The sequence below is a fragment of the Pontibacter cellulosilyticus genome, from assembly GCF_014306105.1.
In the GTDB taxonomy this organism is placed as follows: domain Bacteria; phylum Bacteroidota; class Bacteroidia; order Cytophagales; family Hymenobacteraceae; genus Pontibacter; species Pontibacter cellulosilyticus.
In genome coordinates, this window is sequence record NZ_JACRVF010000002.1 from 272,408 (window position 1) to 294,100 (window position 21,693).

Below are 21,693 nucleotides of genomic sequence, written 5' to 3' on the forward strand. Positions count from 1 at the left end.
TTTTTATACCTGTCCATACTTTGCTCTGGGCCTTGGAAGTAGAGTAACAGTTGCTCATCCTTAAACCCTCCCCAAATTATTCGTAACTTTGTGCTGTAAGCCACTGTTCAGTTAAACAGAGGCCTCATGAAAAAGAAAAACTATGGCAAAAGTTGCAATAAACCTTTCAACGGGTTCCATACAGCAAGAAGAAGTAATTGTAGGTATAGATTTAGGCACAACCAACAGCTTAGTGGCCTACATTCATCCTGAAGATAAAACGCCTATCGCAATAAATGACCAGGGCCGCGGTACAATTGTGCCTTCTGTTGTGCACTTCAGTCCAAATGGCGAGACTGTAGTAGGTACAGAGGCTAAAGATTACCTTACTACCGATCCGGCAAACACCATTTATTCTGTAAAGCGCCTGCTAGGTAAATCTTATAAGGACCTTGGCGAGCACAAAGATTATTTTGGATACAAGATCATCGACGATAATAGCGAGGGGCTTGTAAAAGTACGTGTGCAGGATAAGTTCTACTCCCCAATTGAGCTATCAGCAGAGATACTGAAGGAGCTGAAAGAGCGCGCAGAGCATTCGCTTAAAACCCCTGTTAACCGTGCTGTAATTACCGTACCGGCATACTTTAATGATTCACAGCGTCAGGCAACCCGCGATGCCGGTAAGCTGGCCGGACTAGAAGTACTGCGAATTGTAAACGAACCAACAGCCGCGGCACTTGCTTATGGTATAGGTATAGACCCAGCAGAGGAGAAAACAGTAGCTGTGTATGATTTAGGTGGCGGTACATTTGATATCTCAATACTCAGCATACACCAAGGCATTTTTGAAGTGCTCTCTACTAACGGTGATACTTACTTGGGTGGCGATGACTTTGACCGTGCTATCATCAACCATTGGATACAAGAGAATGAGCTGATTGCAGACACGGTAAACGAAGACAAGCACCTGCAACAGGAACTGCGTCTTAGAGCCGAGGAAGCAAAGAAAGCGCTAAGCTCACAAGAAGTATACACCAGCAACATCGATGGTAAAATTGACTGCCACATAGAGCGCCATACCTTTGAAACACTGATAGCGCCAATTGTAGCCAGAACTATAGAAAGCTGCCGTATGGCCATGACTGATGCGAAGCTACAGCCGGAGCAGATTAATGCTGTGATCATGGTGGGTGGCTCTACGCGTGTGCCAATGGTATACGATGCAGTGTCAGAGTTCTTCGGTAAGCCTGCCAACAACTCACTTAATCCGGATGAGGTAGTTGCCCTTGGCGCTGCCATACAAGCTGATATACTGGCTGGCAACCGTAAAGATATCTTGCTGCTGGACGTAACACCGCTTACACTGGGTATCGAAACTATGGGTGGGCTAATGGACCCAATCATCCCGCGTAATTCTAAGATCCCAACCAAAGCAGGTCGCCAGTATACTACTTCTATAGATGGGCAGGTGAACATGAAAATCTCGGTTTACCAGGGAGAGCGTGATCTTGTAAAGGAAAACAGAAAGCTAGCCGAGTTTGATCTAAAAGGTATACCTGCCATGCCAGCCGGTTTCCCGAAAGTAGATGTGAATTTTATACTTAATGCTGATGGTATATTGAAGGTAGAGGCCGTTGAGTTACGATCAGGAGTGCGCCAGGAGGTAGAGGTTAAGCCGCAGTATGGCCTAACAGACGAGCAGGTAGAGCAGATGCTGATGGACTCGCTGATGAATGCTAAAGAAGACGTTGCCGCTCGTATGCAAATCGAGGCACGTTCTACTGCGGAGCAGATGCTGTACCAGGTAGAGCGCTTTATCGAAAAAAATGGTGAGCACCTGACGCAGGAGGAGATAGAACTAACGCGTAAGAATTTGCAGAACCTAAGAGATGTGTTAGCAGCCGGAGGCGACAAAGATGCCATTTATGCCGCAGTGGATACTTTGGAGGAACAGACCAGCCCATTTGCCGAGCGTGTGATGCAGATCTCCATTAAGCAGGCTATGCAGGGTAAGAAGATCGAATAAGATTTAGATTGCCCTTATCTAAAAGGCTAGGGGCATTTATAATATACTTAAACAAAAGCGCCGGCAGTAGATTCTGTCGGCGCTTTTGTTTAAGTATTTAAGTGCTAGAGGGAGTTAAGCCAACTAATGGTTTTATCCACCTGTAGTATAGACCAAGCATGTGGATTTAAAGTGCCATCTGCTCGTCGGCCTTTACCTGTGGTAAGTATAAGTGTAGCCTTGCCGTTTCCCATACTCTGCAAGTCAGCAATCATAGCGGTACAGTCGGCGGTGTTTAAGTCGTAGAGGTCGCGGTGGTTCGCATTAAACTGGTTTTCTGCATCTGGCTCAGAGAAAATAAGTATAGGTAAGTGCCGCAGCGGTTTAATGGCCGTACAGGTAGTATCGGAGTAGGCATACGGCGAAATGTTGTAGTATTTTTCTGGTGTTTGTAGCGGTGTCGAGCCAAAGTCGGCTATCAACATGCTTTGTAACATTCCCATCATACGCTTCGAACCACTCGCTTTGCTACGATGTACTGCTTTTTGAACAGCTCGTTCGAAGCGTTCCAAATCCAGAAGCGGGTCAACAGCAAACAGCGCGTGTACTTTTGGACTTGTGCTGGTTGTAAGGCTATACTCTGCAAATTTAACTGCCGCCGTACCACCCATCGAAAAGCCTCCCACAATCAATTTTCCTCTTTGTAGTTTATACTTTTGCTTTAGATTTTGGATCAATTGGTCTACTTGCTTTTGCTTTGCATCAGTTAAGGATAGAGCTGTGTTATTGCTGATATAAGGTATGGCCACCACGTAGCCGGCATTGGCGGCTTTCGTGGGTAAGCTTGTCTCTTTTAACACATCAGCAGGCTTTTCTCCAAATCCAGGGAAAATCAAAATCATGCCTTGAGTTTTCGAGGCCGGTTTGATAACCAACGTGTAGTTGCTGGCCGTATCTGTCGGGCTAATATTGTACAGGCGCTCTATTGTTTGGGCCGTTGCAATTTGAAATGAAAATACAAAAGCCAGCAGGAGTAATTGAAAGCAAGAGCGCATAATAGAACGAGTTATTTGTCTAAAGCCCGCAGTACAATCTGCAGCAACTCAAAGTTAAAGTATAGCAAGGTAAGCGCTACAATTATTCCCACCATCAGGTTTGCGTAGGGAGCCTCTTTCTCCCGTACATCGCGCACGCCCCAATAAATGTAGGCGATGAGCGCTGCAACGGCATAGGCCAGAGAAAGTATAAGTACTGCCAACAGCACATCAACAGAGGCTAACCTCCAGAAATAATTAAGCCCCAGCCACGCTACATTAAGAATCCACACCAATACCAGCATCAGCATACTTCGCTTGCCTGAGCCTAGGCCTATTGTCTTAAAAACAGATGCTGGTGCAGATGCCATGCTTTAGTTAAATTTCAGTTTAAACTTCTTAGCCAGAGACTTCAGGTCACGCTCTACTGGTGAAAGTAAGGGTATGCCTTTTTTCAAGCGCTTCTCCGTCATCTCACGTTCAGGGTCGCCGGGAATCACCACGTTTTTCTGGCCTTTCACTACATTGGCTTTACGGAAGGTCTCAATCCAGTTATCCATATGCTCTTTAAAGTCATCAGCCGGACGGAACGCATCGATGCGCATAGCGCCTAAAAAGTGACCTATACCTTCACCTACCGGATTTTCAGGAGGAGAGAGGAAGCTAACAAACGGTGGTACCCATGGGCCATAGTTGGCACCTGATAGCACAGCAGAGAAAATATCAACGATAGAAGCCAGTGCATATCCTTTATGGCTGCCGTGTGTTTTGTCGCTGCCGAGTGGCAACAACGCTCCGCCATCTTTTAACTCATTGGCATTAGTAGAGCGCTGGCCTTCTTTGGTCTGTATCCAGCCTGCGGGCGCTTTTTTCTCTTTGCGCTGCAGTATCTCCAGTTTTCCGTTGGCGGCAGAGGCGGTGGCAAAATCGGCTACAAACGCAGGTTGGTTTTTAGTAGGAACGGCTACGGCAATAGGATTAGTACCCAGCATTCTGTCTGTAGAGAAAGTAGGGGCCACAAGCGGCGAAGCATTTGTCATGGCCATGCCTATCATATCGTGGTTAAGTGCCTCCATGGCATGTATGCCGGCAATACCAAAGTGGTTCGAGTTCTTTACCGATACCCAGCCGGTACCAACTTTTGTAGCTTTCTCAATAGCGATGAGCATAGCCTGAGGCGCTACAACCAGACCCAAGCCTCCGTCTCCGTCTACAGTCGCGGTGCTGGGTGTTTCGTGTACTACGCGCACTTTAGGCTTAACATTGATACGGCCTGCTTCCCATAGGCGAACATAACCACTTAGGCGAGCCACTCCATGTGAATCAACTCCGCGTAAATCGGCCTCTAAGAGCACTTCTGAGGCTAGTTTAGCATCCTTAGCCGGGCACCCCATGCTCAGGAAGACCTGCTCTGTAAAATCAAAAAGCTGTTTATATGAATACATAAAGTATAAGCGCTGTTAAAAGGCGGCAAATTAAGAAATAATCAAACCAATGGCTCAATTTTATACTTCGCCTTTCTGTAACTAAAAGATTTACAGAAGTTTTAAAGCCTGATAGCGAGTTTAATATATACTTTTTATATACTTTCGCAGCTTAATTCTATTTTATGGAACAGATTTTGTCTTTGGCAAATCAGGTTCTAACACATTAGCTTTATGAGACAAGCTCTACTTCTTTTATCGCTGCTGCTGGCTGTAAATACGGTACAGGCGCAAACCAAAATTGTTTTTGAGGAAACTACTTCTGATACCTATCTGATGAAGTATGGCAACAGCAGCCAAGCCTCCCTCAACAGCATTATCATCTTATTAGAAAATGCTCAGGTAACCGCCCAGGGTGGCGGCCGCCCAAACCGCAAACCGGAGTTTACCGTGCGCCTGGAGCAGCATGCCCGCATCACCGATACCGGCGATCAACTGCTGCTGCAGGTTAACCTGAAGAATGTGACGGTTACCGGTGATATCAATAACAAAGGATTTGATTTAGCAGATGTACTGAAGCCAGAAGAACTAAAGTATAAAGTATGGCTGCTGAACAGCAAAAACGAAAAGGTAAAGGAGTTCACAAACCAGCGCCTCGGCTTGCACGGTGATAACCAGAATATGCTGCAGGCAACTATACCGGATACAGCGGCTAACCAGAATTTTAAGCTGAAGATAGAGGAGAAGCAGGTAAACTATACTTACGAGAGTGAGAACCGTGTAAAAGAGCGCTTGAATCTCGTAAAGGAATACTTCGCAGCAGAGGCTAAAATACAGCGTGCGTTGCAGGAGGTAGCGCATATTCGTCCGGATGACGTGGACAGAATTGAGCTGCAGGACCGCAACCTGAAGGAGATGGAGGTGCTGCACGCTAACCTGAAGGGCCAGTTGGCAGAGAAGCTAAACCTAGAGAAGAACGATCCGCAGCGCCTGAACTACAAGCTAACACAGCTGCAGGAAACCCTTCAGGACCGCCGTCGCGCTATTAACCATACCTTAGCCACTCTGGACCAGCAGTTCTTTAACCGTGGCTTGAGCTTAATGCAGCGTGGCAACCGTTCTGGGGCACAAGTATACTTTATGAAAGCTGTGGAGGCTAACCCACGTTTTGCGCCTGCACACGTAGAACTTGCCCGTCTGGATTTTATGGGAGGCTACATACGTGAGGCATCCAACCGCACCCGCGATGTGTTTACAAGTATGCGCGTAGACCGTGAGACAGAAGCCATCGCCCTGGAGCTGATGTACGATATCTACGGTGCCTACATTAGCAGCGGCAACACCTTAACTACCCGTGGCGATTATCATAATGCGCTGGCGTCTTTTGCAGAGGCTCGTGAGTTGTGTAGCACCGTTCGTGGCCTGCGCTGCAATACAACAGCCTTAGCCGAAGGGGAGGGCAGAGCCGCTTTGGGTGTTTATCGTGCTTTGGTAGACAATGGCAAGCGCCTGCTTGATCGTAACGATTTAAGAGAAGCGGAGCGTGTGGCAGGTGAGGCTTTAGCTTTCCAGAGAGACTATGATTTTGCGCTGAGCCGTGAGCAGGAGGCAACTGAGTTGATGGGTCAGGTAAAGTTCCAGTACTACCTGCAGCACATAGACCTAGGCAAACGCTACCTGAGCCAGCAAAATTATGATGCCGCTTTACGTGAATTTGAGGGTGCCCTTGAGTTAGAGAGCCGTTATACTTTTAAACCTGTTCAGGAATTAGGTGCTTTGGCCCAGAAAGCCGCCAAACCTATACTTATAGCTAAGTTAACAGAGGGCTATGAGCAGGCCATGCAAAACAGGCTGAGCAATGCACGTGCTACTGCCTCAGCAGCCACAGCCATGCAGGAACGCTATGGTTTGAAAAATGATGCGGAAGTGCTGAACAAGTATAACCTGCTGCGTGAGCGTATCTTTACCCAGGAGTGCGTAAATACCCAGGTTGCTTACGACAAACACTACCAGAATGCAAGAGACCTGATCAGCCAAAGAAAATACGTTGCCGCTGACCAAGCATTTATGGCTGCGATTAAAGCGGCTGATGAAAAAGCAGATTGCAATGTTGCCACTTTCACAGCCAAAGATGGCCGTAACGAGATTTTGGTCGCAGCAACTTACCAGCGCATGCTGGAGGATGCAAACCGCCACGTATCTACCAAACGTTATGCTGATGCGGTGCAACTATATGAGCAAGCGCGTGCTTATTATGTAGATAAGGGTGTAGGTAAGTTTGGCCTGAACCACGTGTCGCTCTTTAATTTTGCAAAGGAAAACAACAGGCAAGATTTTACTGCGCACGTCGTATCATACTTTGCCAGCATCCAGGAAGAAGAGGTAGCGGTGCAGTTACTAACGTCTCTGCTGGACAGAGGCTACGCCAAACGCAAAACTAAGAAGGTGCAGGAGCAACTAGGTAAGCAGCTGGCGCTGAAAGATGCCGGAACCGGACCATGGCATGACGCCAAGACTGTAGCTGCCCAGTACACTCAAAGTCACAAAGGTCTTAAGAAGCTGCGCAAGGCTTATGTGAAAGAGCGGAAGCGCTTAGCAAAATTAGGATAGAACTGTTTAATAGATTTGGAAGCCCCGTAAGTTTATACTTTCGGGGCTTTTTATTTTTACCAACACCTGGTCCAACCACCCCTAACCCCTCCTTATCCAAGGCGGGGAACTTTTACTTACTTCTTTTACTGCCATCACAATAGTACCAGAATTCTAGATTTTGTAATCTTGTCAAGGATTTTGGTAGAAGGTGGGTTAAGCAGAAGCTACAGAGCCTATACTTAAGCTAGAGTAACAGCAGTATTCCCCGCCTTGGATAAGGAGGGGTTAGGGGTGGTTGGACCCGGTACTGAAGGCAATCATAAAAATCGTTTAAACCCAGAATACCATGGTTCTGGCAAAAATAACTATGACATACTAGCCAGCGCCTGCTGCAGCACACCCTCTTTTAAGGCATAAGCCGATACACGAATCTCCTGCAGGTTATATTTTTGCAGCACGAAGTCTACCACTATACTTGCCAGCACGATCATATCCACACGCATCTCGAGCATACCCGGTATAGCAAGACGCTCTTCGTGGTTTTTACGCAGCAGGTCGTGGTGAATATTATAGTAATCGGTAATAGCTAAGTAAGTGGCAGCGGGTTGTGCCTGCTGTCTGGAGGTGTCGCCTTTGCTGAGGGCATCTATGTCGCAGATGGTATCGAAGGTGCCGGAGGAGCCTGCCAGTACGGTTGGTTTATACTTTTCTACAGCAGCAGTTAACGGCTGTAGCTTTTCTTCAATATAAGACTTTTCGGCGGCTATACTTTGCGGAGCAATCGGGTCTTCGGTAAAGAATTGGTCCATCAGGCGCTGTGCACCTACCTCGAAACTCTGCTTCCAAAATATCTCCTGATCATTGCAGATGATAAACTCTACGCTACCACCGCCAATATCCATGATCAGAGCCGTTTTCCTGTCCAGCACACCTGCTGAGCGTACGCCGTAGTAGATCAGTTCTGCTTCGCGGGCTCCGTCTATTACTTCAACTTGTATATCAGTTTGCTTGTAAATGTCTTTCACAAAATCGTCGCCGTTGGATGCGTTGCGCACCATGCTGGTAGCCATGGCCCGAACCGTCTCTACGTTATACTCATCTATCTGCCTCCTGAAATCCTTGAGCGTATGAAGTGCTCGTTCCGCTGCTTCTGGTGTTATAGCTCCGTTGCTGATGCCGCCTTTGCCCAACCGCACCGGTACCTTGGTTCTTACAAAATCATGTAGCTTTCCATCTTCCTCTACTTCTGTAATAAGCAGGTGAAAAGTATTTGTGCCCATGTCGATTAGTGCGAGGCGTTGTTTCATGAGGGAGGTGAGGTATAAGTTTAAACTGTTGTTTCGGGTTACGTTTTGTAATAGAAAACTTGCTTCTATATTCAGCAGCCTTTCAAAATTTACCGGTACAAGTTAAGATGCTTTACTGTGGCTTCAAGCACGAAATTCATCATAAGAGCTATTTATACTTAATTATAGAAGCTTCTCCTGTAACCACATGTCAGTATAGCATTTTTGATCTTATTGTTTTTCAGGTATAAATCGCTGTAACTCCTGTTGCCATAAGGGAGTCTTAATTACTCGGAGCAAAGCCAAGTTTATAGGTTCTCTCAAAGGACTATCAGGGGCTAAGGCAAAAGCGTAGTATGTTGGATCAATCTGCACTGGCTGTACCTGAAGCGAAAGGTCAGGATCACTGCTGATGGTATACCTTAGAGCAGGAACACTATGTAAAACAGCGTCTAGTTTCTGCTTTTTTATTGCTTCCAAGGATTCTGTTAAATCAGAAAACTCCTGAAAAGAAACCCTTTCTTCCCGCATATATTTTGCAGCGCCAGAGCCTACTACAGCTGCAATTTTCATGTTTCGGAGGTCTTGTGGTACAGATATTTTTTTCGCTGCACTACCCATAACTGCCGAAACAAGGGAGGCAGTGAGTACAGCTGTAACAGCCATGGCTATCAACATCCAAACTAAGGCAATAGCACGTCCCCAAAAAGTAATAGGTGCCTTGTCGCCATAGCCTATGGTGGTCATTGTTACGCCTGCCCACCAGAATCCGGAGCCAATGCCTTCTGCTACAGACCGATCTCCTCCGAAATTATCTTCATTTTGTTTTCGCTCTACAAAGTAGATAATTGTACCTACGATGAGCAGCAGTACCGACAACATAGCCGCAATATACCAGAAGCGTTTGCTGAAGAAGGATTTTGCAATAGAGGACAGGTTATTTGTTTGTGACAAGGCAGCACCCATTTGAGCTGTGTGGTAAATGTGGCTAAAGTCTACCTGTTTATCAGCTTCTTCGGTTACATCTCCTAACAGAAACACGTCTACTTCCTCCTGTAGCAACACCTTACTTGCCGAATCAGGTGTTATCTCCACAAAGCGATAGGTAATTTCCATGTCTTCGGCTACATCACGCCATAAGCGTACACTGATACCATCCCAAGAACCATTATCACCTTTGATGATATAGGGCGGTTGCGGATGTACGCCAACTATAAGCTGACGCCCCGCTTGCATGTCGGTAGTATCTGTCTGGCCAAAGGCAGTAACTGGGGCTGCAAAACCAATTAAGATATGGATAAAAGCTAAAAGGTATCTGATACGCATAGAACTATCATTGATTAACTAGCTGTCAGAAAATGACAACGGGTGTTCACAACTAATAGTTTGGTTTACCTTGTCTAGCCAACCAGCATCTTATTACAGAGTTATTTCTTTATTGAAGTAAATCTAAAGAATGTACCTAAAGGTAGTTTACGCTTGCCACCATCCAGCAGGTATAACTCCCCCAGTTCCTCATTCTTCACCATCTCTCCGAACGTCTCCCGCATCAGGTTGTCCAGTACCAGCGCCGAGAAACCCATGGAGTAGAGATTTATCAGCAGGAAGTAATCCGTGCCGTCCAGCATTTCGCGGCAGAGTTTTATCATCTCATTCAACTCATCTTCTAGTTGCCATTTCTCACCGTTGGGGCCACGACCGTAGCTTGGCGGGTCCAGGATAATGCCGTTATACTTGTTGCCACGTTTTACTTCGCGGCGGGCGTACTTCATGGCATCCTCTACAATCCAGCGCACGTTGTCCAGGTTGCTGGCTTCCATGTTATCACGGGCCCAAAAGTTAACTTGCTTAATAGAGTCAAGGTGGGTAACGTCGGCTCCGGCGGCTTTGGCAGCAAGGGTGGCGGCACCGGTGTAGGCAAACATGTTCAGTACTTTTGGCTGCGGTGTCTTCAGGCTGCGGGTGGTGTTATAAATAAACTTCCAGTTACTGTCCTGCTCCGGAAACAGACCTACGTGTTTAAACGACGACAGCCCCAATCTGAAGCGCAGCTTCAGCTCATTATACTTATAGTCGATAAACCATTGTTCGGGCATTCCTTTTTTCAGTTTCCACTGGCCTTTCTCCTGGCTGCCTTTGTCGCGGGTAAACACCGCATTGGCCATGCGCTGCCATTCCTGCTCGGGCAGGTGCTTGTCCCAGATGGCTTGTGGTTCGGGGCGAGCTACATAATACTGGCCAAAACGCTCCAGCTTTTCAAAATTTCCGGAATCAACCAACTCATAGTCAGCCCAGTTTTCTGTTGTTAAAAAGGAATACATATCTTTGTCGTTTATTTCAGGGCGTGCCCCGCTTAAGCAGCAAAATTACTCATAATCCGCTTAACCTTAAAAGGTGCACGTTCCCGATGTCATATTTGTTACTTATACATGCCAATCAGCTTTTATAAATACCAGGGCACGGGCAACGACTTCGTGATGGTAGACAACCGTAAACTTACCTTCCCGGCAACCGACGAAGCGTTAGTGAAACACCTCTGCGACCGCCGCACCGGCATCGGTGCCGATGGGCTTATACTTTTGCAGGACCATCCGGACTACGATTTCGAGATGGTGTACTTTAATGCTGACGGACGCTTAGGCTCTATGTGCGGCAACGGAGCACGCTGCACTGTTCGTTTTGCAAGGCATTTGGGAGTAATAGAGGATGTAGCTTATTTTCTGGCTGCAGACGGGGAGCACCAGGCTAGTGTAGAACGCGACCTTATCCACCTTAAAATGAATGACGTGGAAGGCATGGAGCAAATTGGCAACGACTACTACCTTAACACTGGCTCGCCGCACTACATACGCTTTGTAGATGACGTAGAGAACCTGGATGTTTATGAAGAGGGAAGAGCCATACGCTACAACAATCGCTTTAAAGCGGAAGGCACTAACGTGAATTTTGTGCAGCGGCTTAGCGATACAGAGCTATTTGTTAGAACCTATGAACGTGGCGTAGAGGACGAGACTTTATCCTGTGGCACAGGCGTAACAGCAGCCGCGTTGGTGGCAGGCATGTTGGGTATGCAAAGCCCGATAAAAGTAAAGGTGCTGGGAGGTAACCTGGAGGTTTCTTTTGAGCAGGATGGCGATGGGTTTGAACAAATCTATTTAATAGGTCCGGCTAAGCAGGTTTTCACAGGCACAATTAGCGCTTAAAGTACAAACCAGTATTTATAGTAAGACTTCCGGCAGGTAAGATTGCCGGAAGTCTTTTCTTTTTGTAGCTTGGCTAAAGTATAAATCAGAAAAAGCGTGTTCCTTAAAACAGATAATACTTCCCTGCGCGCCCTGGAGCCAACTGACCTGGAGTTCCTTTATATTTTGGAAAACGATGTGTCGGTGTGGCATGTGGGCAATACCCTTGTGCCCTACTCTAAATTTGTGCTGGAGCAGTACCTGGAGAATGCTGCCCTGGACATTTATACTGTAAAACAGCTGCGGTTGGTGATTTGTAATACAGACAGTGAGGCCGTTGGAGCCGTTGACCTGTATGATTTTGATCCGATGCACCGCAGGGCAGGAGTTGGCATAGCCATAGCAGCAGGACATCGCAGAAACGGGCATGCAGCCCATGCTTTACAGTTGCTGTTGGAATATTCTAAAAACACACTACAGCTGCACCAACTGTACTGCTCTGTTACCGCCACTAACCTCGAAAGTATAAACCTATTCTCCAAAGCAGGCTTCCAAAGTATAGGTATCCGCAAAGACTGGCTGCGCACCCCTGATGGCTGGGAAGACGTGGTGGAATTTCAGAAGGTGTTTTAACTATTGATTAACAGGGAATAATCAACAATTAACAACTCCTGCCACAATGCCACTGCTTTACCTGATTATGGCATAGGTATTTAAGTAGCTGAAGTATAAATAGTAAAAATCCTATGCTTTGTCGGTAAATATGGCAGATAACCTATGCACACATTATTATGGTATTGTTTTAGTACAGAACGTTAGATATATCGGAAAAACCCCTATTTTTGACGATATTGCAAACAGAAGATTTCATTTAAGCATAACAGACACAGATGTTTGATTTTTTCGGTAAAACCGTTGCGAAACTATTCGGAACCAAATCCGACAGAGATATAAAAGAGGTACTGCCTTATGTATCTAAAGTAAACGAAGAATACGCCAAGTTAAAGGACCTTACTGACGACCAGCTTCGCCAGAAGACCTACGAGATAAAAGGCATTATTGATGAGCGCCTGAAGTCCATCGATGAGCAGATTGCAGCCCTGCACAAGCGCATCGCCGACGAGCCGGAGCTTAATATCGTGCAGAAGGAGAACATTTTCTCTGAGATAGACGAACTCGAAAAGCAGCGTAACAAAGAACTGGAAGTAGTGCTGATGGAAGTGCTGCCAACTGGTTTTGCCGTTGTGAAAGAGACAGCCCGCCGCTGGAAAGAGAACGGCCAATTGGTGGTTACGGCTACTGACATGGACCGTGAACTGGCTTCTTATAAACCGAACGTTCAGATTGAAGGCGATAAAGCTACCTGGGCTAACAGATGGATAGCTGCCGGCAACGAGATTACCTGGGATATGCTGCACTACGATGTACAGCTGATCGGTGGTATTGTGCTGCACCAGGGTAAAATTGCCGAGATGGCGACCGGTGAGGGTAAAACCTTGGTAGCAACCCTGCCTGCTTACTTAAATGCCCTTGCCCGGCGCGGTGTGCACGTAGTAACAGTTAACGACTACCTTGCCCGCCGTGACTCTGAGTGGATGGCACCATTGTTCGAGTTCCACGGCCTTTCTATCGATTGTATCGACAAGCATCAGCCAAACTCTGAGTCTCGCCGCAAAGCGTACCGTGCCGACATCACATATGGTACTAACAACGAATTCGGTTTTGACTACCTGCGCGATAACATGGCCCGCGAGCCACAAGACCTGGTACAGCGCAAGCATCACTATGCTATGGTGGATGAGGTTGACTCTGTATTGATTGACGATGCCCGTACACCATTGATCATTTCCGGCCCTGTGCCGCGTGGCGATGAGCACGAGTTTTACCAACTGAAGCCACGTATTGCCATGCTGGTAGAGGCGCAGCGTAAGGTGGTAACTAACTTCCTGACCGAAGCTAAGCGTTTGATCAAAGAAGGAAACACACAGGAAGGTGGCCTTGCCCTGTTTCGTGCATACCGTGGTCTGCCAAAGAGCAAGCCGTTGATCAAATTCCTGAGCGAAACCGGTAACCGTGCTATCATGCAGAAAGTAGAGAACTTCTACCTGCAGGATAACTCACGCCAGATGCCGGAGGCCGACGAGCCGCTATTCTTTACTATCGACGAGAAGCACAACCAGATCGAGCTGACCGAAAAAGGCATTGACCTGATCACAGGTCAGGGTGAGGATCCGAAATTCTTCATCATGCCGGACATTGGTATGGAGATCGCCGAAATCGAAAATAATAAAGCGCTAACGCACGAAGAGCAGCTGCATCAGAAAGAGCAGTTAATCGCTGATTTCCAGGAGAAGTCTAAGCGTATCCATACAATTAACCAGTTGCTGAAGGCTTATACTTTGTTTGAGAAAGACACAGAATATATCGTAACGCCAGATCATAAGGTAAAGATCGTAGACGAGCAGACTGGCCGTGTAATGGAAGGGCGTCGTTACTCTGATGGTTTACACCAGGCCATTGAGGCGAAGGAGAACGTGAAGGTTGAAGATGCCACACAGACCTACGCTACGGTTACGCTTCAGAACTACTTCCGTATGTACCACAAGCTTTCTGGTATGACGGGTACTGCCGAAACAGAGGCAGGCGAGTTCTGGGACATCTATAAACTGGACGTAGTAGTTATACCAACTAACCGCCCAATCTCCAGAAAAGATGAGCACGACAAAGTATACAAAACAGTTCGCGAGAAGTATAACGCTGTTGCCGATGAGATCGTAGCCTTAACAGAGGCAGGCCGTCCGGTGCTGGTGGGTACAACTTCGGTTGAGATTTCGGAGCTGTTAAGCCGTATGCTGAAGCTGCGCAATATCAGGCACCAAGTACTTAACGCGAAGCTTCACCAGAAAGAGGCTGAGATTGTAGCCGAAGCAGGTAAGCCAGGTACAGTAACCATTGCTACCAACATGGCAGGTCGTGGTACCGACATTAAGCTTACACCAGAGTCTAAGGGTGCGGGTGGTCTGGCTATTATCGGTACAGAGCGCCACGAGTCTCGCCGCGTAGACCGCCAGTTGCGTGGTCGTTCAGGTCGCCAGGGTGACCCGGGTTCTTCTCAGTTCTTCGTGTCTCTGGAAGATAACCTGATGCGTTTGTTCGGCTCTGACAGAATTGCCCGCCTGATGGACCGCATGGGTCTGGAAGAAGGTGAAGTGATTCAGCACTCGATGATCACGAACTCTATTGAGCGTGCGCAGAAAAAAGTAGAGGAGAACAACTTTGGTATGCGTAAGCGCCTGCTGGAGTATGACGACGTAATGAACGCACAGCGTGAGGTAGTTTACAAGCGCCGCAGAAACGCCCTTTACGGAGAGCGCCTGGAGCTGGATATCTGGAACATGATCTATGATATAAGCGAGGATGTGATCGTAAGCTACAAGAACATCAGCGACTACGAGAACTTCCAGCTGCATGTGCTGCGCGTATTCGGAATCGAGTCTTCTATCACAGAGGATGAATTTAAATCAACGCAAGCTAACCAGCTGGTAGAAAGGCTTTATAACGAAGCCCTTAACCATTACCTGACCCGAAATAAGCAGACTGCTGACCAGGCATACCCGATCATTTCTGACATTCACCAGAACCGTGGGCCGATGATTGAGAACGTTGCCGTACCGTTTACAGATGGCAAACGCCAGCTGGCAGCGGTGGCTAATCTTACAAAAGCGTACGACACCCATGCCATGGAGCTGATCCGTGCGATGGAGAAGATCATCACACTAGGTACCATTGACCAGGCCTGGACAGACCACCTGCGTGAGATGGATAACCTGAAGCAGAGTGTTCAGAATGCGGTTTACGAGCAGAAAGATCCACTGTTGATCTACAAGTTTGAGTCTTTTGAGCTATTTAAGCGCATGATCGGAAAAGTGAACGAGCAAACAATTCAGTTCCTCTTCCATGCGTTTATACCGGTGCAGGCACCAGAGCAGGTACAGGCGCCGCGTCCGCAGCAAATGCCTAAGCCGCCGGTGCTAAAAGAGCAAAAGCAGGAGGTGCACTCTTCTTTAGAAGACGAGTCAGGTCATACTGCTGCCCAGGCTCCGGAACCAGAGCGCATTATGCCGGCACACTCACAAAAAGTAGCAGGCCGCAACGACAGAGTAAGCGTGCAGTACATGGATGGCCGTGTGGTGAAGGACGTAAAGTATAAAACCGTAGAAGACGATCTGTTGCACAACCGTTGTGTACTGATTGAAGAATAAAAACACTGCAGCCACTAAATATTTTTAGTGGCTGCTTTTTGATACCTCATTAAGTGTGCAGCATAAAAAGCCTGCGCATAAACTGATTGTACAACCAAAAACTATGGCCGGAGAAGAACTAGCCACTTACATAGACCACACGCAGCTGAAGCCAGATGCTACAGCCGAGCAGGTATTACAGCTATGCGATGAGGCGCGCAATTATGGCTTTGCCGCCGTGTGCATTGCCCCATGCTATGTGCAACTGGCAAAAGAGCGTCTGGGCCCCGGCTCACTTGTAAAGGTTGCCACAGTTATTGGTTTCCCACTCGGGTACCAGCACAGCAAAGTAAAGTTTTTGGAAACTCACCAGGCTATTTCCGACGGAGCCAACGAGATAGACGTAGTGATGAACATATCCGCGTTTAAATCTGGGAAGTATGATGAAGTGGAGAACGAGCTAGGTGACCTGGCGAAATTCTGCCATTTAAAAGAAGCAGAGCTGAAGGTAATCATCGAAACTGCGCTACTTTCTGAAGAAGAAATAATCAAGGCCTGTGAACTGTGCGCAAATGCCGGAGTCGATTTTGTGAAGACCTCTACTGGCTTTGCCCCGCGCGGTGCAACTGTAGAAGACATTAAGCTGATGCGCCAGGTGCTGCCAAATTCTATGAAAATAAAGGCTTCGGGGGGTATACGAACATATGAAGATGCAGAAGCATTAATCAAAGCTGGAGCTGATAGATTAGGCTGTTCGGCCAGCATTCAAATTGTTACTCATGAACAACAGAATTCTTAACCTTATCCTGTCGTTGCTCGTGCTGCTCTCAACAGCATGCGCACCTTCTGCAGGAAAATCAACTACAACAGACACAGGCAAGTTTCCGGGCAAAGAAAAAGTAACCGAAGATTTAAGTGTGTACCGGCCAAAGTATGAAGCCCCAGAAACTACAACTGCTGCGCGTGTGGAGCCGACAAATCATGTTAACAATAAGGTTGCTGTGCTGATGGATACAGTGGCCAGCGTTAACAAGAATTTCAAATACATGCAGGGCTACCGTATTTTGGCTTATAACGGATCGCAGCGCCAGGATGTAATGAATCTGCGCAAATCCATCCTGACAAGAGTGCCCGAGGTAAAGGACTACCTGACGTATCAGCAGCCAAACTTCAGGCTCAAGATAGGTGACTTCTCTACACGCATCGAGGCACAAAAGGTGCTAAACCGTGTGTCAGACCTGATTCCAAACGCACAGATTGTGCAGGACCAGATAAACATTGATAAAAGCTATTAAGTATCAAAGCTGGTTCGTCAGGAGACAAAATAACAAAAGCGTTGTGGTCTAAAGCAGGTCGCAACGCTTTTTCATGTTTGATGCTATTTCGTTAAATTAAAGCCTTATTTATACTTTGTAAGAGGTATAACAAGTGATATTTCAAAGCTAAAAATGAGTAATCTAAATAAAATCAAAGAACTCGCGCAGGCCTACGCGCCTGATACCGTACAAATACGCCGTCACATACACGCCAACCCAGAGCTAAGTTTTGAAGAACATAACACAGCAGCCTATGTAAAGCAGGTGCTGGAGCAGTATGGTATTGCCTCTGAAAGTATGGCTAACACAGGTTTGGTTGCTTTGATAAAAGGAAACAACCCTGAAAAGAAAACCATTGCCCTGCGCGCTGATTTGGATGCCTTGCCAATTGTAGAAGCGAACGAAGTAGAGTATAAATCAAAGAACGAAGGTGTGATGCATGCCTGCGGCCACGATGTGCACACGGCCTCGTTGCTAGGTGCTGCACGTATTCTTCAGGACATGAGGAAAGAGTTTGAAGGCACGATAAAGCTAGTCTTTCAGCCAGGTGAAGAGAAGTTTCCGGGTGGTGCCTCTATCATGATAAAAGAGGGTGTGCTCAAAAATCCTGAACCGGTTGGCATTGTGGGGCAGCACGTGTTTCCGATGCTTCCTGCTGGTAAAGTAGGCTTTAAATCCGATATGTATATGGCCAGCGCCGATGAAATTTACATCACTGTAAAAGGCAAAGGAGGCCACGCTGCATTGCCAGAAATGAATATAGACCCAGTACTTATCTCGGCGCACCTGATTGTAGCGCTGCAGCAGATCGTGAGCCGCCATGCCAGCCCGAAGGTGCCGTCGGTACTGTCGTTTGGTAAAGTGGAGGCCAAGGGAGCTACCAATGTAATCCCGAACGAGGTAAAAATAGAGGGCACCTTTAGGACGATGAACGAAGAGTGGCGCAGAGAGGCACATAAAAAGATCAAGAAACTAGCCGAAGGCCTCTGCGAAAGTATGGGCGGCAGCTGCGACATCGACATCAAGAATGGCTACCCGTACCTGAAGAACGACCCAGAGCTAACCGCCATTGCCCGTAAAGCTGCAGTTGATTATTTAGGAGAAGATAATGTAGTAGACCTGGATCTGTGGATGGGAGCTGAGGACTTCGCCTACTACTCGCAGGAGGTACCAGCCTGTTTTTACAGACTTGGAACTCGTAACGACGAACGCGGCATCACTTCAGGCGTACATACACCAACCTTTGATATTGATGAGGCTGCAGTAGAAACCGGTATCGGTTTAATGGCCTTTGTAGCCTTACAGGAACTGAACGAAGTATAAACTAACTGTGCCCGATTTCTGCCGCACTTAATTATCATACCTAAGCAATGCCACCCATGAGAAAGCTATCCCTTCTACTTCTGCTGCTGTTGCCCCTGATCACACTGGGGCAAAGCAAAGTTACCGCGCCAACTGCCATTTGGCCTGAATGGCAGGTAGTATATGGCGTAGGGGATGAAGGCGTACTTTTCTTCAGGAACCAGTACCGCATCAATACCAACGGCGACTACAACGATCTGAAGCAATCAGGAGTGCTGAGCAGCTTTGAGCGGGTAGAGATAAGCCTAGGTTACGAACATACTTTTACCGAGCATTGGAGAGGCGGAGCCATACTTCGCTATGCGGCAGAAGACTTTCCAAAGACCATGTTTTATGCTTTGTTCTTGCGGCATAATGGCAACCTAGGCAGCCTATATTTTAACAAACAGTTGCTGGCAGAGTATGTAAACCAGGAGGAACGTGATGCTTTCGGCAGGTTTAGAGGCATGGCAGAACTTGGCAAGCGGCTGCCGGTTAAGAGCAAGTTTATAACCCCAAGTATAAGTTACGAGGGTATGGTTATCTCCACTTTTAGTAAAGAGAACCACAGCCAGACACAGGAACGCACCATAGACCGCACACGCTTTCGCCTAAACGTGAACTATGAGTTTAACGATAAGCTTCGCATTAACCCGTATTTTATGCGCCAAACAGATTACTATTATGTACTGGTGCCGCCGGTTTACGATGAGCAGGGAAAGCTGGTGAAGGATGGCTATACTACAAAGCGCAACCGAATTTCTCCTGTGTTTGGCTTAGAGATAAAGTATAACATCAACCGCTCAGCACAAACTGCCAGTATTACTTATTAGTGCTACTGGTTAACTGTCATTCAGACAGCTTGTTAACTTTTGTTGTTAATTTTTTATGACAATATTTCACGAAAATTAAGGATTATTCGGTTGGTATAATTTTTACTTAGTTATAGCTGTAAATCAATTTTGTAAGACATAAAAGGTATACAACTATGGCACTTAATAGATATAGCGGCATGCAGGAGGGTATGCCAAACTCATTTAGCTCAATGTTAGACAGGTTCTTTAATGAGTCTGTAAACTCAAAAAATGTTTCTGGTTTCACACCTCACGTAGATGCCTGCGAAACGGAGAAAAGCTACGAAATAGAAGTAGCGCTGCCGGGCGTAAGGAAAGAAAACATAAACATTGATTTTCATGAAGGCAGACTAACCATTACTGGCGAACGCAGCCTGGAAAAGAAAGAAGAAGGCAGACGCTACCATATGCTGGAAACGCAGTATGGCTCGTTTAGCAGAACATTCTACCTGCCAGACAAAGTAAGTCCGGACAAAATTTCTGCACACCTTGAGGATGGCGTGCTAATGGTAACGGTCCCGAAAGACGAGCACAAGACCATGCGACGCCAGATCAATATCAGCTCTGCAAACGACAATAAGAATAAAGGCTCTGAGGGAAAAGCATCTGAGGGGAAAGGAAATGTGGCCGTAGAGAGTGGTAAATCTAAAAAGTAATAACTTATAAAAATATAAAGAGAGGCCAGGTAACTTTGGCCTCTTTTTTGTTAAATAGGTATATGTATTTGCCTTACTTATCAGTATATTAGATACTAACGTATATACAGTTATCGTTACTACTATATAAGTATAGAGAAACATTAATATTTACCAAAGCTTAAAATACTAAAACTAATCACATGAAGACGAAACAGTTTATCGTTGGCTTAACGCTTTCTGCCATGTTGGGTGGCGGTGTTGCCGTTGGTAGCTATAAGCTGCTGGAAGACGACACCGCTACTACGAGTAATACCGAAGAAACTAACCAGTACCCTACAGTGCGCTACACAAGCAATATGCGTAGCAGCGATGTAGAGGCACCTGCAGGCTTAAATTTTGTAAAAGCAGCACAGGTTTCTACACCAGCTGTAGTACACGTAATGACGGAGTATAGCCCTAACGTTGCCAGCCGTAGCAGCAGCCCAATGGACCCGTTCCTGCGTGAGTTCTTTGGCGATGGCTTTGGCCAGCGCGTGCCGCGCGGACCACAGGTTGGTTCTGGCTCAGGTGTAATTATTGCATCTGACGGCTATATTATCACAAACAACCACGTAATTGCCGATGCCTCCAAAATAGAGGTAGTAATGGATGATAAGCGCAAGTTCGAAGCAACCTTGGTAGGAACAGATCCAACCACTGATATCGCCCTTTTAAAGATCAATGCAGATAAATTGCCAACCATCCGCTACGGTAACTCCGATGAGTTGAAGGTAGGTGAGTGGGTGCTGGCTGTTGGTAACCCTATGAACCTTACCTCTACGGTAACAGCGGGTATCGTAAGTGCCAAAGGACGTAATATTAACATATTGCGCACAAGCCAGAACAAAGACCTTAGTATAGAATCGTTTATTCAGACGGATGCGGCTGTAAACCCGGGCAACTCTGGTGGCGCCCTTGTAAACCTAAATGGTGATCTGGTGGGAATCAACACTGCCATTGCTTCACAGACAGGATCTTTTGCAGGATACTCTTTTGCAGTGCCTTCTTCTATTGTAAGCAAAGTGGTAGACGACCTGATAAAGTATGGCGAAGTACAGCGTGCCTTGCTTGGTGCCCAGATCCAGGAGATCGATGCGACGTTTGCGAAGGAAAACGACATTAAAACGCTTAATGGCGTTTACATTGCCAGTGTAGAAGAGAAGAGTGGAGCTCAGGAAGCAGGGCTTAAAGCCGGCGACGTTATTACATCAGTAAACGGTGTTAAAGTAGCTAAGTCGTCGCAGTTACTGGAGCAGATTGCCCGTTACCGCCCAGGCGATAAAGTAAAAGTAGAGTACCTGCGCGATAACAAAGAAAGAAATGCCACAGTTACACTTAAAAATGTGAACTACAGCACAGAACTTGTAAAACGTAGCACAGCTAAAACTATCACGTTTGATGGTGCTACTTTTGAAGCCGTTAGCAAGCAGGAAATGAACAGACTTGGTATTGACGGTGGCGCTAAAATAAGCGACGTGCGCAGCAGCAAGTTCCGCGATACAGGTATGAAAGATGGCTTTATCATCACCCGCATAGATAAGTATGCTGTAAACCAGCCAACAGATGTGGAGAAATACCTGAAAAACATCGACAGCGGTGTAGTGTACATTGAGGGTGTTTACCCTGATGGCCTGAAAGCTTATTATCCTATCGGAAAAGGTTAATCCAAGATAAACTATACTTACAGAAAGCTTCTGCAACCTTGCAGAAGCTTTTTTATTTTTTAGATTTGTAAAGAGTACATTCTTTCACCATTGTT

17 protein-coding genes are annotated in these 21,693 nt (G+C 46.7%); 11 read left to right on the forward strand and 6 right to left on the reverse strand.

Going from position 1 to position 21,693, the window contains the following annotated elements:
- Positions 1–142: 142 nt before the first annotated feature.
- Entirely contained in the window at positions 143–2,008 is a 1,866-nt protein-coding gene (hscA, locus tag H8S84_RS08915; protein WP_187066975.1) for a Fe-S protein assembly chaperone HscA, read from the forward strand.
- 104 nt (positions 2,009–2,112) lie between these two features.
- Here hscA and H8S84_RS08920 read toward each other — a convergent pair whose 3' ends face one another.
- From H8S84_RS08920 to H8S84_RS08930, 3 genes are read right to left on the reverse strand one after another with little or no spacing between them, the layout of a single operon-like run.
- Positions 2,113–3,042 (reverse strand): alpha/beta hydrolase, encoded by a 930-nt coding sequence (locus H8S84_RS08920; RefSeq protein WP_187066976.1) that lies wholly within the window; start codon positions 3,040–3,042, stop codon positions 2,113–2,115.
- An 11-nt stretch (positions 3,043–3,053) separates the two neighbouring features.
- A complete protein-coding gene (locus tag H8S84_RS08925; RefSeq protein ID WP_187066977.1) occupies positions 3,054–3,392 on the reverse strand; it encodes a hypothetical protein in 339 nt (112 codons plus the stop codon).
- Positions 3,393–3,395: 3 nt separating this feature from the next.
- A complete protein-coding gene (locus H8S84_RS08930; protein WP_187066978.1) occupies positions 3,396–4,466 on the reverse strand; it encodes an Ldh family oxidoreductase in 1,071 nt (356 codons plus the stop codon).
- Positions 4,467–4,679: 213 nt separating this feature from the next.
- Here H8S84_RS08930 and H8S84_RS08935 point away from each other — a divergent pair, with 213 nt between their 5' ends.
- Positions 4,680–7,055: a tetratricopeptide repeat protein gene (locus H8S84_RS08935; RefSeq protein ID WP_187066979.1), complete on the forward strand. Its 2,376-nt coding sequence runs from the start codon at positions 4,680–4,682 to the stop codon at positions 7,053–7,055.
- A 347-nt stretch (positions 7,056–7,402) separates the two neighbouring features.
- Here H8S84_RS08935 and H8S84_RS08940 read toward each other — a convergent pair whose 3' ends face one another.
- From H8S84_RS08940 to H8S84_RS08950, 3 genes are all read right to left on the reverse strand, one after another.
- Positions 7,403–8,344, reverse strand: coding sequence for a Ppx/GppA phosphatase family protein (locus H8S84_RS08940; protein ID WP_187066980.1), 942 nt, complete (start codon positions 8,342–8,344; stop codon positions 7,403–7,405).
- Between the two features lie 210 nt (positions 8,345–8,554).
- Positions 8,555–9,649, reverse strand: coding sequence for an ion channel (locus H8S84_RS08945; RefSeq protein ID WP_187066981.1), 1,095 nt, complete (start codon positions 9,647–9,649; stop codon positions 8,555–8,557).
- A gap of 101 nt (positions 9,650–9,750) precedes the next feature.
- A complete protein-coding gene (locus tag H8S84_RS08950) occupies positions 9,751–10,644 on the reverse strand; it encodes a class I SAM-dependent methyltransferase (RefSeq protein ID WP_187066982.1) in 894 nt (297 codons plus the stop codon).
- Between the two features lie 108 nt (positions 10,645–10,752).
- Between H8S84_RS08950 and dapF the strand changes: the two genes are divergently transcribed.
- The 9 genes from dapF to H8S84_RS08995 all read left to right on the forward strand — a co-directional run bounded on the left by dapF (position 10,753) and on the right by H8S84_RS08995 (position 21,598).
- Positions 10,753–11,526, forward strand: coding sequence for a diaminopimelate epimerase (gene dapF, locus H8S84_RS08955; RefSeq protein WP_187066983.1), 774 nt, complete (start codon positions 10,753–10,755; stop codon positions 11,524–11,526).
- Between the two features lie 96 nt (positions 11,527–11,622).
- Positions 11,623–12,138 (forward strand): GNAT family N-acetyltransferase, encoded by a 516-nt coding sequence (locus tag H8S84_RS08960; RefSeq protein ID WP_187066984.1) that lies wholly within the window; start codon positions 11,623–11,625, stop codon positions 12,136–12,138.
- Between the two features lie 257 nt (positions 12,139–12,395).
- On the forward strand, positions 12,396–15,767 hold the full coding sequence (secA, locus tag H8S84_RS08965; RefSeq protein WP_187066985.1) for a preprotein translocase subunit SecA: 3,372 nt from the start codon (positions 12,396–12,398) through the stop codon (positions 15,765–15,767).
- Positions 15,768–15,870: 103 nt separating this feature from the next.
- A complete protein-coding gene (gene deoC / locus H8S84_RS08970; protein ID WP_187066986.1) occupies positions 15,871–16,545 on the forward strand; it encodes a deoxyribose-phosphate aldolase in 675 nt (224 codons plus the stop codon).
- Positions 16,526–17,041 carry an SPOR domain-containing protein gene (locus tag H8S84_RS08975; RefSeq protein ID WP_187066987.1) on the forward strand — a complete coding sequence of 172 codons (516 nt, stop codon included), beginning with the start codon at positions 16,526–16,528 and terminating at the stop codon, positions 17,039–17,041. The genes deoC and H8S84_RS08975 overlap by 20 nt, the downstream gene beginning before the upstream one ends.
- A 153-nt stretch (positions 17,042–17,194) precedes the next feature.
- A complete protein-coding gene (locus H8S84_RS08980; RefSeq protein WP_187066988.1) occupies positions 17,195–18,385 on the forward strand; it encodes a M20 metallopeptidase family protein in 1,191 nt (396 codons plus the stop codon).
- A gap of 56 nt (positions 18,386–18,441) precedes the next feature.
- Positions 18,442–19,236 (forward strand): DUF2490 domain-containing protein, encoded by a 795-nt coding sequence (locus tag H8S84_RS08985; protein WP_187066989.1) that lies wholly within the window; start codon positions 18,442–18,444, stop codon positions 19,234–19,236.
- 155 nt (positions 19,237–19,391) lie between these two features.
- Positions 19,392–19,913: an Hsp20/alpha crystallin family protein gene (locus H8S84_RS08990; RefSeq protein ID WP_187066990.1), complete on the forward strand. Its 522-nt coding sequence runs from the start codon at positions 19,392–19,394 to the stop codon at positions 19,911–19,913.
- Positions 19,914–20,095: 182 nt separating this feature from the next.
- Complete coding sequence (locus H8S84_RS08995) at positions 20,096–21,598, forward strand: Do family serine endopeptidase (RefSeq protein WP_187066991.1); 1,503 nt, start codon at positions 20,096–20,098, stop codon at positions 21,596–21,598.
- The last annotated feature ends 95 nt before the right edge of the window (positions 21,599–21,693 follow it).